Origin of the sequence: Staphylococcus sp. LCT-H4, from assembly GCF_001866145.1 — a bacterium.
Taxonomy (GTDB): Bacteria; Bacillota; Bacilli; order Staphylococcales; family Staphylococcaceae; genus Staphylococcus; species Staphylococcus succinus.
Map to the genome: position 1 here is coordinate 140,618 of NZ_MODY01000001.1, position 15,010 is coordinate 155,627.

The 15,010-nt window shown below is 32.3% G+C and carries 14 protein-coding genes; 6 read left to right on the plus strand and 8 right to left on the minus strand.

The genetic code is table 11. The annotated features are described in order from the left end of the window. Positions 1 to 98: 98 nt before the first annotated feature. Positions 99 to 1,337 (minus strand): ABC transporter permease, encoded by a 1,239-nt coding sequence (locus BK821_RS00745; protein WP_046835755.1) that lies wholly within the window; start codon positions 1,335 to 1,337, stop codon positions 99 to 101. Then, positions 1,330 to 2,229 (minus strand): ABC transporter ATP-binding protein, encoded by a 900-nt coding sequence (locus BK821_RS00750; RefSeq protein WP_046835756.1) that lies wholly within the window; start codon positions 2,227 to 2,229, stop codon positions 1,330 to 1,332. Before BK821_RS00750 ends, BK821_RS00745 begins: the two co-directional genes overlap by 8 nt. 244 nt (positions 2,230 to 2,473) lie before the next feature. Here BK821_RS00750 and BK821_RS00755 point away from each other — a divergent pair, with 244 nt between their 5' ends. Further along, positions 2,474 to 4,090, plus strand: a complete 1,617-nt coding sequence (locus tag BK821_RS00755; RefSeq protein ID WP_071330980.1) for a ribulokinase — start codon at positions 2,474 to 2,476, stop codon at positions 4,088 to 4,090. 125 nt (positions 4,091 to 4,215) lie between these two features. Here BK821_RS00755 and BK821_RS00760 read toward each other — a convergent pair whose 3' ends face one another. Next, complete coding sequence (locus BK821_RS00760; protein WP_046835758.1) at positions 4,216 to 4,800, minus strand: DUF805 domain-containing protein; 585 nt, start codon at positions 4,798 to 4,800, stop codon at positions 4,216 to 4,218. Between the two features lie 191 nt (positions 4,801 to 4,991). On the opposite strand from BK821_RS00760, the gene BK821_RS00765 reads away from it, so the two are divergent. Both BK821_RS00765 and gltS read left to right on the plus strand, forming a co-directional pair. After that, entirely contained in the window at positions 4,992 to 5,603 is a 612-nt protein-coding gene (locus tag BK821_RS00765; protein WP_071330981.1) for a DNA-3-methyladenine glycosylase, read from the plus strand. 233 nt (positions 5,604 to 5,836) lie between these two features. Further along, positions 5,837 to 7,045 carry a sodium/glutamate symporter gene (gene gltS / locus BK821_RS00770; protein ID WP_046835760.1) on the plus strand — a complete coding sequence of 403 codons (1,209 nt, stop codon included), beginning with the start codon at positions 5,837 to 5,839 and terminating at the stop codon, positions 7,043 to 7,045. Between the two features lie 65 nt (positions 7,046 to 7,110). On the opposite strand, the gene fni is transcribed toward gltS, so the two are convergent. Together fni and corA are read right to left on the minus strand one after the other, a co-directional pair. After that, on the minus strand, positions 7,111 to 8,151 hold the full coding sequence (gene fni, locus BK821_RS00775; RefSeq protein WP_046835761.1) for a type 2 isopentenyl-diphosphate Delta-isomerase: 1,041 nt from the start codon (positions 8,149 to 8,151) through the stop codon (positions 7,111 to 7,113). 68 nt (positions 8,152 to 8,219) lie between these two features. Next, positions 8,220 to 9,167, minus strand: coding sequence for a magnesium/cobalt transporter CorA (gene corA / locus BK821_RS00780; protein ID WP_046835762.1), 948 nt, complete (start codon positions 9,165 to 9,167; stop codon positions 8,220 to 8,222). A gap of 136 nt (positions 9,168 to 9,303) precedes the next feature. Here corA and BK821_RS00785 point away from each other — a divergent pair, with 136 nt between their 5' ends. Both BK821_RS00785 and BK821_RS00790 read left to right on the plus strand, forming a co-directional pair. Continuing rightward, complete coding sequence (locus BK821_RS00785; RefSeq protein ID WP_046835763.1) at positions 9,304 to 9,771, plus strand: thioesterase family protein; 468 nt, start codon at positions 9,304 to 9,306, stop codon at positions 9,769 to 9,771. A 14-nt stretch (positions 9,772 to 9,785) separates the two neighbouring features. Next, positions 9,786 to 10,187: a hypothetical protein gene (locus BK821_RS00790; RefSeq protein ID WP_046835764.1), complete on the plus strand. Its 402-nt coding sequence runs from the start codon at positions 9,786 to 9,788 to the stop codon at positions 10,185 to 10,187. 310 nt (positions 10,188 to 10,497) lie between these two features. Here the strand turns inward: BK821_RS00790 and BK821_RS00795 are convergent, their stop codons facing one another. Continuing rightward, positions 10,498 to 11,397, minus strand: coding sequence for an alpha/beta hydrolase fold domain-containing protein (locus BK821_RS00795; RefSeq protein WP_046835765.1), 900 nt, complete (start codon positions 11,395 to 11,397; stop codon positions 10,498 to 10,500). A gap of 290 nt (positions 11,398 to 11,687) precedes the next feature. Here BK821_RS00795 and BK821_RS00800 point away from each other — a divergent pair, with 290 nt between their 5' ends. After that, the gene (locus tag BK821_RS00800) at positions 11,688 to 12,329 is read left to right on the plus strand and encodes a hypothetical protein (protein ID WP_046835766.1); all 642 of its coding nucleotides are present in this window, start codon (positions 11,688 to 11,690) and stop codon (positions 12,327 to 12,329) included. A 75-nt stretch (positions 12,330 to 12,404) separates the two neighbouring features. On the opposite strand, the gene BK821_RS00805 is transcribed toward BK821_RS00800, so the two are convergent. Together BK821_RS00805 and BK821_RS00810 are read right to left on the minus strand one after the other, a co-directional pair. After that, the gene (locus tag BK821_RS00805) at positions 12,405 to 14,306 is read right to left on the minus strand and encodes a DHA2 family efflux MFS transporter permease subunit (RefSeq protein ID WP_046835767.1); all 1,902 of its coding nucleotides are present in this window, start codon (positions 14,304 to 14,306) and stop codon (positions 12,405 to 12,407) included. Positions 14,307 to 14,318: 12 nt separating this feature from the next. Then, the gene (locus tag BK821_RS00810; protein WP_046835768.1) at positions 14,319 to 14,966 is read right to left on the minus strand and encodes an HlyD family secretion protein; all 648 of its coding nucleotides are present in this window, start codon (positions 14,964 to 14,966) and stop codon (positions 14,319 to 14,321) included. Positions 14,967 to 15,010: the final 44 nt, after the last annotated feature.

Genomic DNA, 15,010 nt, shown 5'->3' on the forward strand with positions numbered 1-15,010 from the left:
AATTATAAATCATATATTACTTGTCTATATTTATTATATATTTAGGTTTTAAAAAGAAACGGTTACTTCCCTGGTTGGGGTTTAACCGTTTCTAAACTTTAATTTTTATTAAAGATATTTTTCATAGAATTCATAAAACCTTTATCAAAACTTAGTATCGTATCTTTATAACTTCGTACTGCTATCCATAACAACACAAAAATTGTTATTATCGATAACGCAATACTCACTAAAATTTCCCAAACAGCTACATCAGGCGTTGAAGCACGCACAAACATTACAAACGGAGAGAGTAAAGGAATAAAGCTTGTGATTTTTGCTAATAATGTATCTGGGTTGGTAGCACTAAAAATCGAGATATAAAAAGCTATCATACTCATTAAAGTCATAGGCATGAGTGCTTGATTGATATCTTCAATACGTGCAGTAATCGAACCTAAAATAGCTGCCAAAATAACATACGATAAAATACCGATAATCCAAGAAACGATACCTACAATCGTCAACTGCATCGTTAATTCATTAGGCTCTATATTAAATCCTTTGAGCATCTCTCCGATATCAAATATAAAGAAACAGATAACGCCTGTTAATATAATAATCACAATTTGTGTTAAAGCAACTGCAATGACAGCTGAAATCTTAGCAAGTATATGAGTCACTGGAGAAACGCTTGTTATAATCATTTCAATGACGCGTGACGTTTTCTCAGTTGCAATCTCCATCGCAACTTGCCCTGCATAATTGATAATGATAAAGAACATTAACATTATCCCTACATATACCATTACAGTATTAAATGTTTTTTGTGCTTCACTTAAATTTGACTGACTACCATTATCAGAGATAAGTTCTGTTGTTACCTTACTTTGTGATTGTAATTGTTTCAGTTCTTTTGGAGTAAGATCTAAATTCGAAGCTATAATTTGTGTTTGAATGGTGGTTAAAGTACCTTGTAATTTTTGCTTATCTTCTTCTGATACAGGATCTTTACTCAAAATGTTTCCCGATAGCTTGTTATCTTTATTTAAGTGGATCATATAAGCCTTATCCAACTTCTTGTTCTCTATTTGATATTTAGCTTGTTTCTCTGTTACTTTCTTAAACTTAGTATCATCATCCATTTGTTTGCCTTGTGCCTGAATAGCTTTATAAATATCATCATTTGAAGTAACGACTCCTACTTTATCTGGTCCGTCATCAAACACATCCATGATTTTATTTACATTTGAAGCGGCAATTATTAAAATAATGACAATTGTTGTGAATATCATAAATGATTTCGTCTTGATTTTGTTTTTGTATGTTAAGGAAAAGGTCGAAAGAAATTTATCCATGCAAATCACCAACTTTATCTATAAAAATCTCATTAAGTGATGGTTCAACAACTTGGAACCTTTTTACAAAACCATATTGTATAACAACCTCATAAATACTTTCAGCAATTGCTTCTGATTCAATCATCGCTTTAATCTCTTTCTTATTTCTTTCTACCTGAAGTACACCTGGTAAATTATCAATTTCTTTCATTTCGTGTTCTGTTTCTATAATGACGCTCTTGTTGCCATGGTTGGCCTTCACTTCGTTTATGGGCCCTGATACAACTAATTTCCCCTTATTCAATATACATACATCATCACAAAGTTCTTCTACATGTTCCATTCTATGTGAGCTATAAATTATTGTTGTACCAGCATTATTTAAATCTTGTACTGCTGATTTTAATAGCTCTACGTTAACGGGATCTAAACCACTGAAAGGCTCATCTAAAATCAGTAACTCAGGGTTGTGTAACATGCTTGCTAAAAGTTGAATCTTCTGTTGATTGCCTTTTGATAAAGCTTCAATTTTCTTTTCTCTATTTTCGCTAATATCAAAACGATTTAACCAGTAATCTATAGCTTTTGTTATTTCTTTTGCTTTCATACCTTTTAAAGTAGCGAGATAACGTAACTCTTTTTCAACTTTCATCTTAGGGTGTAAGCCTCTTTCTTCCGGTAAATAACCTATCCGGTTATATAAACTTCGATCGATTACTTTGTTATTATAGGTTATTTCTCCCTCAGTAATAGGCGTTAAACCTAATATCATCCGGAAAGTCGTCGTCTTCCCTGCACCATTTCTACCTAAAAAACCCAACATTTTACCTTGGTCTAACGATAATGAAATATCATTGACCGCAGTAAAATCTTTATATCTTTTAGTAATATGTTCGATTTTTAATGACATTTGTTCGACACCTCTCTTTTGTAAATAATATACCTTGATGATACCACTTCAAATTTAAATACACACTACTTTATAGGGTGTTATTTTTTATGTCACTTTCTAATCTTTCATACAATCTATGCCTTCTTTCACCAAAAAACATATTAGGTATATAAACTTTACATTATATTATGTAAGCACTATCATTATATTAAAATAGATTGTTCTTTATTTTCACTACTAATTATTTAGGAGGCTTCACAACATGAGTTATAGTATCGGAATCGATTATGGTACTGCTTCTGGTCGTGTATTCTTAGTAGATACATCGAACGGAGAGATTATTTCTACTTATATCAAAGCATATCCACATGGTACAATTTCAGGATCACTAAATGGTAAAGAACTTCCTCATAATTATTTTTTACAACATGCAGAAGACTATACAAATATACTTAAAGACGGTGTACAACAAGTAATTGATGACAGTAAAGTTGACCCTACTGCCATCATTGGTATCGGTATTGATTTCACAAGTTGTACGATTGTATTTTTAGATGAAGCATTTAAACCATTACATATGCACGATGATTTAAAAGATAATCCCCACGCGTATGTAAAATTATGGAAACATCATGGTGCACAAGATGAAGCCACTCATATGAAAAAAATCAGTGACGCTATTGATCCTTCTTGGTTAGATTACTATGGGCATAGCGTGAATAGCGAATGGATGATTCCTAAAATATTAGAGGTCAAACATCAAGCTCCAGAAATCTTAAAGCAAACTGCTTATATTATGGAAGCAGGTGATTATTTAGTTAGTTTATTAACTGGTAAAAACATTCGTTCTAATTGTGGTATTGGATTTAAAGGCTTTTACAATGAAGGTGATGGTTTTAATTATAAATTTTTCAAAGCAGTAGATGCTGAATTACCTGATATTATTAAATCAAAATGTGAAGGTGAAGTAATTAACATCGGTGAAAGTGCGGGAAGTCTTTCTCCATATTTCCAAAGTTTGTGGGGGTTATCTAAAGAAGTCCAAATCTCTCCATATATCATCGACGCACACTCTGGTGTACTTGGGGTTGGAGCAATTGAGCAAGGTGAATTTACTCCAGTCATCGGCACCAGTACGTGCCATTTAATGCTTGATGCTAAACAAGAAGCGATTCCTGCCATTACAGGTTCAGTAAAAGAGGCAATTATTCCAGGTTTATATGCTTATGAAGCAGGACAAGCAGCTGTAGGTGACCTATTTAATTATTCTGCTAGCCTAGCACCCAAACACATCGTTGATGCAGCAGAAGCTAAAAATATGACCGTCATTGAATATTTAGAAATATTAGCCTCTAATATTTCTATCGATAAGCAACACGTCACAGTGCTAGATTGGCATAATGGTAATCGTAGTATTTTAAGTGATAGTCACCTCACTGGCAGTATCTTTGGTTTAACATTACAAACACCTTTTGAAATGATTCATCGCGCATATTTGGAATCTACTGCTTTTGGAACAAAAATGATAATGCAACAGTTTGAGAATAATAACATTCCAGTCCATACCGTCTATGCAGCGGGTGGTATTCCTATTAAAAGTAAACTTCTTGTCGATATTTATGCAAACGTACTTAACAAAGAAGTCGTCGTCATAGATTCAAGTAATGCTACTGCATTGGGGGCGGCTATGCTAGGAGCCCATGTTGGCGGCGCTTATGATTCTCTAAAATCAACCGTCATGCATATGAAACAACCTGTATATTATCGTAAATATCCTGAACCAACAAAAGTTAAACAATATGAACGGCTATTCGAACGCTATCAAGCTTTACATGATTTATTAGGCATATCACACCCTGAATTGTCTTATATTAAATAATAATAAAACGCTGTAGTCTTATATAATTAAAGGCTACAGCGTTTTATTATTATTATTTAAAATTACCTTGTGATTCACCCATTATTTTATTTCTTAGATTACATTGGTTTTTAATCTACTATTTCTTAATTATAAATATCTACGTTACCATGACTTACTGGTTTAAGATGATTACCATATTTATGGCTCGGACCATATTTGTTTGTTCTTCTCTCACTATCTAGACAACAAATCACTATGTTATAGACACCCACAACTATATACATCACATAACTTACAATAACAATAATAGTACTTGATAAATACTGGTATTCAGGATCTTGATAATTTATTATCGACATTAATATGCAAGTTATAATTAATATAGTTAAAAATATAAGCGGGAGTACCATTGTTCTCCCTGTATCATGAAAACGTCTGATCAACATGGCCCAATTCGGAATTAATGTCGCTAAATTATAAATAGCGATATATATCCAACTTATAAATAATAAAATAAGACCTACCATTGCTGTAGTTGAATTATATGTGGAAATGCCTGTAATCATAGTCGTTAAACCAATTAATAATAAGATAAGACCCGGAACTATAAAGATAAGATGCCACAGCGCCATATACCAATACTCACTTCGACGTGCACGACCTTTAAAGTTAATATAATTCTTCCAAAATAGTTTCAATGCTTGGCCAAAGCCTATTTTTCTCTCCATATAATACCCTCATTTCACATACGTTAGTTCATTAGCTAGATTTTAGTTTTGTATTAAATTTTGATACATTATATATAAATAAAACTCATCCCAATATACTCAGTTTAACAAAACACAACGGGATTGATAATATAATTTTTAATAATTTTAAAAATAAATATTTTTTTAAAATTAAAATGGAGGCACAATCAATGGACTTTGTAAGTAGAGATACAGTTACTATAGCTAAAGATTTATTAGGTATACGTATCGTCTTTAAAGATGAGCTGCAAACCTTTACCGGTTATATAGTGGAAACGGAGGCATATGTAGGTGAACAAGATCAAGCTGCACACGGTTATAAAGGAAAAAGAACGCCAAAAGTGGAATCGTTATATAAAAGTGGTGGTACAATCTATGCACATGTGATGCATACACATCTTTTAATTAATTTTGTTACAAAAACGGAAGGTGTTCCTGAAGGGGTTTTAATTAGGGCTGTCGAGCCTGAAGAAGGTATTGAAGTTATGCAATTAAACCGAGGTAAAAAAGGGTTCGAACTAACAAATGGTCCTGGGAAATGGACAAAGGCTTTCAATATACCTCGACATTTAGACGGCTCTCGTTTAAATGAAGGCCGTTTACTGATAGATACAAAACATAGAAAATATCCTCAAGCCATTGAAGAGAGTGGCCGTATTGGAATCCCAAACAAGGGAGAATGGACATTAAAACCGCTTCGTTTTACAGTAAAAGGGAACCCTTATGTCTCTAGAATGCGAAAGTCAGAGATGACAAATCCTGACTTTACATGGCGAACATAGTATCACAAATATTATTTTATATTAGTTTAAAATAAGTTTATCCCTGTAACAATGGTATAATTTAATTATACTTAACCCATCCTTATGTCCTGTCATTAATTCTTAACTAGCATTATGATTCTCACATCTGTATAATAACAATCACGGCGTTTTGTAAACGCTTTTAATAATCACTTTTTTATTTATAAATCATGTACCAATCAGCTTGATTCGTATATTAAGGGGGAATGAAAATGCTAGAACTAGATGCTATTACAACTTTAGCACTGGCATGTGTCTTATATCTTTTAGGTATATTTATAGTTGACCATGTCTCTATACTGAGACGATTATGTATACCTGCACCGGTTATAGGTGGTTTGTTATTCTCGATAGTCGTTGCAATTTTACAATCAACACATATCATAACAATTAAACTAGATTCTGAATTTCTTCAGAATTTCTTCATGCTTGCGTTCTTTACAACTATTGGACTCGGCGCGTCACTCAAATTGTTACGCTTAGGTGGGAAAGTCTTAATACTGTATTTTATCTTTTGTGGATTACTTGCCGTTTGCCAAAATATTATTGGCGTCTCTTTAGCCAAAGTGCTCAATATACCTGCCTTACTTGGTCTAACAGCAGGTTCAATGTCAATGGAAGGTGGCCATGGCAATGCTGCCGCATATGGTCAAACAATACAAGGTTTGGGAATCGATTCTGCTTTAACTGCTGCTTTAGCTGCTGCTACATTAGGACTTGTAGCTGGAGGGTTAATTGGAGGACCTGTAGTTAAATACTTAATTAGTAAGTACGATTTAAAACCACAACATGCAGATGAAGCGACTAAAGATTATGGAAATGTAAAATCAAATCATTATTTACATAAGCGTATGAAACCTACGACTGTATTCTTTATTCAATTTACAATTGTGGCGATTTGTATGGCAATTGGAACTTACATTGGCAATACTTTTACTGATTTAACAGGAATTAATGTTCCTATATATGTAGGTGCTATGTTTGTTGCCGTAATCATACGAAATATTTCAGAATTTAATAATTTAAATCTTATAGATATGAAGATTGTAGATAGTATAAGTGATGTATCATTGAGCCTTTTCTTATCTATAGCTTTAATGAGTATTCAACTAACTGAAATCTATAAATTAGCTATTCCTTTAATTGTTATTGTATTAGTGCAAGTTATATTTATTGTTTTATTCTCAGTATTTGTTGTGTTCCGTGGCTTAGGTAAAAATTATGATGCTGCAGTTATGATTGGTGGTTTCATTGGTCACGGTTTAGGTGCTACACCTAACGCAATGGCTAACTTGGATGTTATTACGAAAAAATTTGGTGCTTCACCAAAAGCTTATCTTGTCGTACCAATCGTTGGCGCATTTCTAATAGATTTATTAGGCGTCCCTATCGTTACTACGTTCATTAATATTTTTAAATAGTTAACAGTGACTTCAATATATTAAAAGTGCCATCAAACTCAATTGTTTGATGGCACTTTTTATTATTAAATATTTAAATTTCTCTGTTCAATCCATGATTGAAGTTTAGGACTGAAAATCATTTGCGCATGTCTTAAATCTTCTATGTCTTTAGCATTAAGCATTGTCATAATTTTCTTCATATGATCAGAAAATTGCTCGACATATTCTAACGTAGCTGTAATACCATTATTTTCAACTTGATTTAAAAATGGACGTGACATTCCAACTGCACTTGCACCTAAAGCCAGACACTTCACTGCGTCTAATGGTGTACGTACGCCACCGCTTGCAAGTATATCCATGTCTTGTTGTGCGCCTGTACTTTCTAACATAGACTCAACTGTAGTTTGTCCCCATAAACCAAGATAATCCATATCTTTATAAGCACGTCTTTCATTTTCTATATCAACGAAATTCGTTCCTCCGCGTCCACTGACATCAACATAACGCACGCCTATTTCATTTAATTGTTTAATAGTTTCCTTACTCATTCCGAAACCAACTTCTTTAACGATGACAGGTACATCTACGTGTGCTACAATTTGAGATAAATTGTCCATCCAAGTGGAAAACGTTCTATTTCCTTCTGGCATCACAAGCTCTTGTGGTGCATTTACGTGGACTTGGAGTGCTTGCGCATCCAGTAGTTGTACTGATTCTTTCGCTTTATCTACAGGTACATCTGCACCAACATTACTGAAAATAATCCCTTGTGGATTCATCTCTCTCACTACAGTAAAAGAAGAAGCCATTTTACTATTACGTAATGCTGCATGCGTAGAACCTACAGCCATTGCCATTCCGGTTTCTCTAGCAATAACCCCTAGTTTTTCATTTATTTGCTTGGTCCATTCACTCCCACCAGTCATCGCATTAATATACAACGGATGCTCAAGCGTAAAGTCTTTCAACTGGCTTTGTAAATTAATATTCTCCACATCAATATTAGGAATAGAGTGATGTACAAACCTAATTTCATCAAAGTCTGAAATTGTAGAATCACTTTGTGCCATTGCAATTTCTACGTGTTCATTTTTTCTTTGTTCCCTTTTTAAATCGCTCATCTTTTTTGCTCCTACTTTCAATACTTTTTATATTTAAACTATAATTTTCTTTACCTTACAACAAATAATTAAAACCATTTCTTCCGTTTAAAATAAACAATACAAACTAGACTAATCAACAACATTATCGTGAGTACTATATAATAACCATAATGCCATTTGAGTTCTGGCATATGCGCAAAATTCATCCCATAAATACCCGTAATTAATGTTAAAGGTAGAAATACGACCGATACGAGTGTGAGTATCTGCATAATATTATTCATTTTAAACGATGTATAGGAAGCATAATTATCCCTAATTTCATTCGTCATTTCTTGTGACATTTTCAATATGTTTACTTGTTTAATCATATGGTCATCTATATGTTGAATATACATATGATTTTTATCATCTACAAGTAAAAGACTGTTTTCTTTTATATTATCTACTAATTCACGCATTGGATAAATCAAACGCTTTATTTTTATAATATTAGAACGTATTTTAAACACATTGTCCATAACTGTTTGACTTGAGTTATCATTAACATGTCTATCTTCAAACTCATATACTTTATCTTCAATAGCATAAATCGGTTCAAAGTATTCATCAACGAATTTATCTAATATATATAAAACAACATCAGATGCATCTAAGTCATTTTGAAAATGATTAGAAATCGAAGTATTTACCGTATCCAATATATCAAACGGCTTATGATGATAGGTAACCAGCATGTCATCTTTAATAAATAAATTGAGTGCCTTAATCCCCTCATATTTATTATCAATACTATGAAATACAAGGTATTGATATGAATCATAAGCTTTATACTTAGCTCGTGGCGTTCCATTCACTGTATCATCGATTTCTAATTTATTAAAGTTAAAGTATGATTTTAGTAGCGTATCTTCTGATTCAGTTGGCTCATTAAAGTCGCACCATATAAATGTTGCGGATTGTGGAATCTCATCAAAGTGTGAAACCTCCTTTAACGAGATATCAGCAGTCTGATATTTTATTGTGACACTCATCATTTCACACCTCAAATCATTTTCTTTATTTTACCATGAAATACAACCCGTGTAAGTTTTGAGTATTTTTAGTAAACTAGCCTTAAAATATAAATTTCAAAATATAATTTTTCTAATAATCAAGGAGCTGTTTGGTATGGAAACACCTTTTACAATGTATCAACACGTCACTAACGATATGATTGATCATAATGGCCATGTACATGATGCCAATTATAACATCATATTTAGTGAAGCTATTAATCAATTTAATTATCATCATGGCTTGTCTTTAAAAGATCGCACACTATTGAACTATACGCTTTTTACAGTAGAAGAACATACATCTTATCTTTCTGAATTAGTTGAAGGTGATCAATTTAAGGTGACAATTTATTTATACAATTATGATGAAAAAAGAGTGCATTTCTTTTCCATTATGACCCAAGAAAATGGTACAACTGTAGCTACCAATGAAGTAATGATGCTAGGTATAGATAGCGTAATAAAAAAAACCGCTCCCTTTCCACAGCAATATGCACATCAAATCAAGCAATACTATTGTCAGCAACCGCATATAGTTTGGCCAAAACAACTTGGTCACCGAATCAACATACCAAATTAAGGAGCTGTATTTACATGACACAAAGCATAAATGAAATTGTCCAATTACAACTTTACGATTTATTTGATGATACTAAATTTAAACTTAGTGAATTAAATCAAAATAAAAGTTTAGATATTAATGGTCCAGATAGTAAATTAATTAAGCGTGGATTAGATATTAGTTATTTGCAAGGACAAAAAAAAGCTATTGATGCAATTAATACTATTTTAAAAACATACCCTGCCACACAAGATTTCATCAATTACTACAATCAATATGCAAAAAATTATATACAGGAGTTTGAATCATCGAAGACTCAATTTCAAAATATGATATATCCACAAGATGAATTCGAAATTTTTTTAGCAAATTATTATCAGTTACTGGGTCAAAAATCAATTATTAATACAATCAATACGCTTGTAAACAACTGATTCAGCGTTAGAAATTCCTAATTTCATGCCTTTTTTATTTCTTTAGTATCCTATTTATTATAGGCGTAGTATTTTATGGCAAGCATACTTTTATATCACTGTACTGTTTTTGTAGCATTCATGCTTAGCTTATCCAAATGCTGTGGTTTTGTGCATAAAAAATTAGCGAATCGAGCCATATGAATTTAATATACACATTTAATTCATACGCAGAAAAAGCACACTTTCATTTAAATGAAAGTGTGCTTTTTCTTTTACCTATGGATATTTACATCTCAAATTCTATACTCATTTCTATATTAAATCCATTTTACGTATTAAGCGTCTCGACTATATGTTTCACGACCTTATGTGACTCTCTTATTGGTAATAATGGAAATGCGTTCACCATTCTCTTATATTCATAGAGATGTATAGGTTGTTGTTGTGCAGTCATCATATTCGCTAACTTGTACATATCAGGTAAATAAACCTCTCTTTCACCACCAAACAAATATAACGGTGGTAGATTGCTTAACTCCCCATAAATAGGCGAAACTTTAGCATCATTTAGTAATAAACCATCTGCCCAATAATTCATGATTTTTTGCACACCATCTCTATTAATAATGACATCTTTTTTCTCTAATTCTGGCGTTATTGACTCATTATTTAAGTTAGCGTCTAACAATGGAGAAAATAAATAAAGTTTGTTTGGCAATGGTTGATTCTCAATTTTTAATTGCTGTACGAAGCTTAAAGCTAGTGCGCCTCCCGTACCATCACCCATAACTACAATATCTTTATGACTAACTTCTGAGAGCAACTGTTGATACACATCTCGAATCGCTTGGAAAGTATCATTTATATGATATTGTGGTGCTTTAGGATATATTGGCATAACAACTTCATATAACGTACTTAATGCCAATTTATCCATGAACCTCCAATGAAATGCAGAAGGCTGTAAAATATTATATCCTCCGTGGATATAAAGTATTTTTTGCTTTTGGCTATGTCTAAATCTAAATCTAAAAAGTTGTATATCACCAATAAACTGTTTATCTAAATCTGACTTAACATTTAAGGTTTCTGGTTGCTTGTGTTTTTCTTTATTTAATTTCAATCGTAAATCTAAAAATTTTTCAAAGTCTTGATTGTCTTTAAACGTTATAGATCTATGAGGTAATAAATACTTATTAATAAATTTAGTTGTCAATCCTGATTTCATGTATAATCAACCCAATCTCAGTTTTATAATAAATGTTCAATCCAATGGAATTTTTTAGTATAACTTAGTTTTCAAAATAAATATTATGGTAAAATTAATTTAATGACATTAAAACAATAGTTATAATATAATGCGAGTAACTTAAAAATAGCGCTTTTAAACACTATATAAATTTAAATTGTTAACACCAATAGTTACTATTTATCAGTTATTGCATATTATAACAAAACAAAAATAAAAGTCATAAAATAAGTCGATGCTATTGTCCCCTATAGAGAAAGGAGCAGTTTATGCCTGAGAATAACCGTCAATTCAAAGATTTCGAACATACGCTAACAAGTGAGCCTATGCATAGAGGCAACCCCTATGGAAAAAAGAAAAAATCTTGGATGAGCATGATCATTCAATTTATAGTGCTGATTTTAGTGGCTATTACAGGTTATAGTATGTTTAAAGAACCTATATTTAATCTTGAGTTTGCAAAAGAGGCTGTCACTTTCCATCAACTTACAAACTTTCAAGAAACGGTTAATAATATAACAAATTTAAATATAAATATTGAAAACATTGATAACTTGCAATCTAAAATTGATTTGTTAATTTTAGTATTTTATGTATTTTTTGCCGCTTGTATCTTGAGTTTAATATTAACCATTTTCACTTTAGTTTTTAATAGAACTATTTTAAAAATTGTTAATTTATTCATTCTGGCAATTATGCTAGTTATTACATTTGGTTTTTCATATCTTATTAAAAATATTGCTGTTCGTATTTCTGACTCAATGAGTCAATACTATGTTACTGTAAAGCCTGAACAAATATTAACAGAATCTGATGCTATTCATAATGCTATTATTCTATTAACTTGTTGTATCGCATTAATTATTATAAGTCTCTTTTTTAGAAATAGAAAACCTAAACTTCACTCATAGTATTTCATAATTTATAGCTTAATCTAATAAAAACAGGAAGCCCATATATGAGGCTTCCTGTTTTTTTATCATCTCTTAATTTTCTTTTGACATATAATGTGATTTGCCTTTTAAGAATAAACTTAAAATAAATGCAAGTGCACTTAATCCTGTTGCGATTAAGAATGCACTATTCACACCATTAATCGAAGCGAGTTTTTGAACAAATTCAAGCACTTGTTGTGTAGCCATTTGATCTCCACCCATTGCTTGTCCCATTTCTTGTAAACGATCTTTTAAGAACGGATTCGTTTTATCAAGATCTTGTGTATATGTTGCTACATGTTCTGTTGTTTGCGTAGACATTACTGTAACTAACAAGGCAGTACCAATAGAACCAGCCAATTGTCTTAGTGTATTGGATAAAGCATTACCATGTGAAATTAAACGTGGTGGTAATGAATTCATACCAGCCGTCATAATAGGCATCATGATAAAACTCATACCGAATGAACGTACAATATAAATCATCATTAAATGACCATATGTCGTATTCATATTTAGTTTAGTCAATTCCCAAGTGGCATAAGTCATAATACCTGTACCTACGAGTGCCAATGGTTTAATACCAATTGTATCTAATAATTTACCCGCTATTGGACCCATTAATCCCATAATTAATGCGCCTGGCAGTAAGAGTAAACCTGATTGAATTGGTGAGAATCCTCTTAAGTTTTGTAAGTATAGTGGTAAAAGAATCATACCACCAAACAAGCTCATTGTAACAATCATATTAATGACTGTTGTTAAGGTGAATCCTGAATATTTCAGTACTTCCATACTTAACATCGGTACACGCATTGTCAATTCACGAATAACAAATGCTGCGATAAAAATAACACCTAATATGAGTGAAATCACAACAATTGGTGAGCTCCAAGTATTATTACCGGCCTCACTAAAGCCATATAACAAGGCTCCAAAACCTATTGTACTAAATATAATACCTGGTACATCCGCTTTTGGATTTGTTGTAACTTGATAAACTCTAAACCAAATATATGCAATTGCTAATGACACTAAACCGATGATAAACATACCATAAAACATTACGTTCCAATGATAGTTCTCAACGATATAACCTGATAATGTTGGTCCAATTGCTGGCGCTAATATCATCGCAATACCTAAAGTACCCATTGCTGCCCCACGTTTTTCTGGTGGGAAGATTGTCATGAATACGTTAGTCCCTAATGGCATTAATACACCTGCACCAATCGCTTGTAATACACGACCTGCCATCATCATTGTAAATGAACCTGATAAACCACAGACTAGCGATCCTAGTGTAAACAATGTCATTGCAACTAAAAATAGTTTACGGTAAGAATATTTATTAAATAAATACGCACTGATAGGAATCAAGATTCCGTTCACTAACATAAACCCTGTCATAAGCCACTGACCTGTATTGGCAGAGATATTGAAATCCGTATTTATTCTAGGCAAGGCTACATTAAGTAAAGTTTGGTTTAAAATTGCAATAAACATCCCGAAAATCATCGCAATTAAAACTTTACCTTGTGATGTCCCTTTTCCAAACATAAATGAACTATGTTTTTGTTTAAGCTTTTCATTAACGATAGCTTCTTCTGAGTCTGGATTGATACTTTCATGATCAACATCTGTAGGTCGTTGATCATCATTCACATCTGTCTCGAATGCTTCATCACCAGATTGTTGTAATTCAGATACTTCTTCTTCATCGTCATTCATCTTGCTTTTTGTTACTGACGCCTCAGTTGATTCTGTAGAATCTGCACGGTCTTTAACTTTAAATTTAGATTGATAATCTTCGTTAGACGCATTATTTTTATGCTTTGTTTGTTCCATTTGTCGATTAGCTTGTTTTTTTCGACTTTTAGTGAAAATTACATTAATCAAACCGACAAGAATGAGCGCTATGACTACGTAAATAATAATGAAGGTCATTGTCATTTTAGACCCCCCTTAATTTTTGTGAATTTTAACTTCAGCGTTCATTCCTGGAACAACGTTTTTAGATGGTTTTGAATCAAGTGAAATTTTCACAGGTACAACTTGAGATACTTTAGTATAATTACCATCACTATTTGATGAAGGCATCATTGAGAAGCTTGCAGCTGTTGCTTTACCAACTTCTTCTACTTTACCTTTAAGTTCGGCTTTTTCACCGTCAAGTTTTACATTTACATCTTTACCTTCTTCAACATCTGCAATATCTTTTTCATCAACATTTGCAGTAATATAAGTATCATCTAAATTATAAGCATAAGCAATTGGAGTCCCAGCTTGAGCCATTGAACCCTCTATACCGTCAGTTTTAACGATTGTACCTTTTTGTGGCATTTTAACATCCATATTTTGTGACTGGCCATCTTCACCTTTAGCTGCGATTTTTGCAACTGTGTCGCCTTTACTTAATTTGTCATTGTTTTTAACGTCGAAAGATTTTATTTCTCCAGATGCGGGTGCAGAAACCTTAATTTGCTCTCCATCAACTTTAGCATTGTCAGTACTTACATATCCTGTAGCTTGATTATAAAAGTGGAAACCAACTACTCCTATAATTACAAGTACTACAATGGTAATGACATTTACTAATACCATTTTCTTCATTACACTATTCCTCCTATTTGCTTTTAAATTACACTTTGTCTATT

Coding starts and splice junctions, on each gene's coding strand:
- BK821_RS00790 (WP_046835764.1), top strand. CDS start 9,786: ATGACACAAAGCATAAATGAAATTGTCCAATTACAACTTTACGATTTA.
- BK821_RS00800 (WP_046835766.1), top strand. CDS start 11,688: ATGCCTGAGAATAACCGTCAATTCAAAGATTTCGAACATACGCTAACA.
- BK821_RS00785 (WP_046835763.1), top strand. CDS start 9,304: ATGGAAACACCTTTTACAATGTATCAACACGTCACTAACGATATGATT.
- BK821_RS00810 (WP_046835768.1), bottom strand. CDS start 14,966: ATGAAGAAAATGGTATTAGTAAATGTCATTACCATTGTAGTACTTGTA.
- BK821_RS00760 (WP_046835758.1), bottom strand. CDS start 4,800: ATGGAGAGAAAAATAGGCTTTGGCCAAGCATTGAAACTATTTTGGAAG.
- corA (WP_046835762.1), bottom strand. CDS start 9,167: ATGAGTGTCACAATAAAATATCAGACTGCTGATATCTCGTTAAAGGAG.
- BK821_RS00795 (WP_046835765.1), bottom strand. CDS start 11,397: ATGAAATCAGGATTGACAACTAAATTTATTAATAAGTATTTATTACCT.
- BK821_RS00755 (WP_071330980.1), top strand. CDS start 2,474: ATGAGTTATAGTATCGGAATCGATTATGGTACTGCTTCTGGTCGTGTA.
- BK821_RS00765 (WP_071330981.1), top strand. CDS start 4,992: ATGGACTTTGTAAGTAGAGATACAGTTACTATAGCTAAAGATTTATTA.
- BK821_RS00750 (WP_046835756.1), bottom strand. CDS start 2,229: ATGTCATTAAAAATCGAACATATTACTAAAAGATATAAAGATTTTACT.
- BK821_RS00805 (WP_046835767.1), bottom strand. CDS start 14,306: ATGACAATGACCTTCATTATTATTTACGTAGTCATAGCGCTCATTCTT.
- fni (WP_046835761.1), bottom strand. CDS start 8,151: ATGAGCGATTTAAAAAGGGAACAAAGAAAAAATGAACACGTAGAAATT.
- BK821_RS00745 (WP_046835755.1), bottom strand. CDS start 1,337: ATGGATAAATTTCTTTCGACCTTTTCCTTAACATACAAAAACAAAATC.
- gltS (WP_046835760.1), top strand. CDS start 5,837: ATGCTAGAACTAGATGCTATTACAACTTTAGCACTGGCATGTGTCTTA.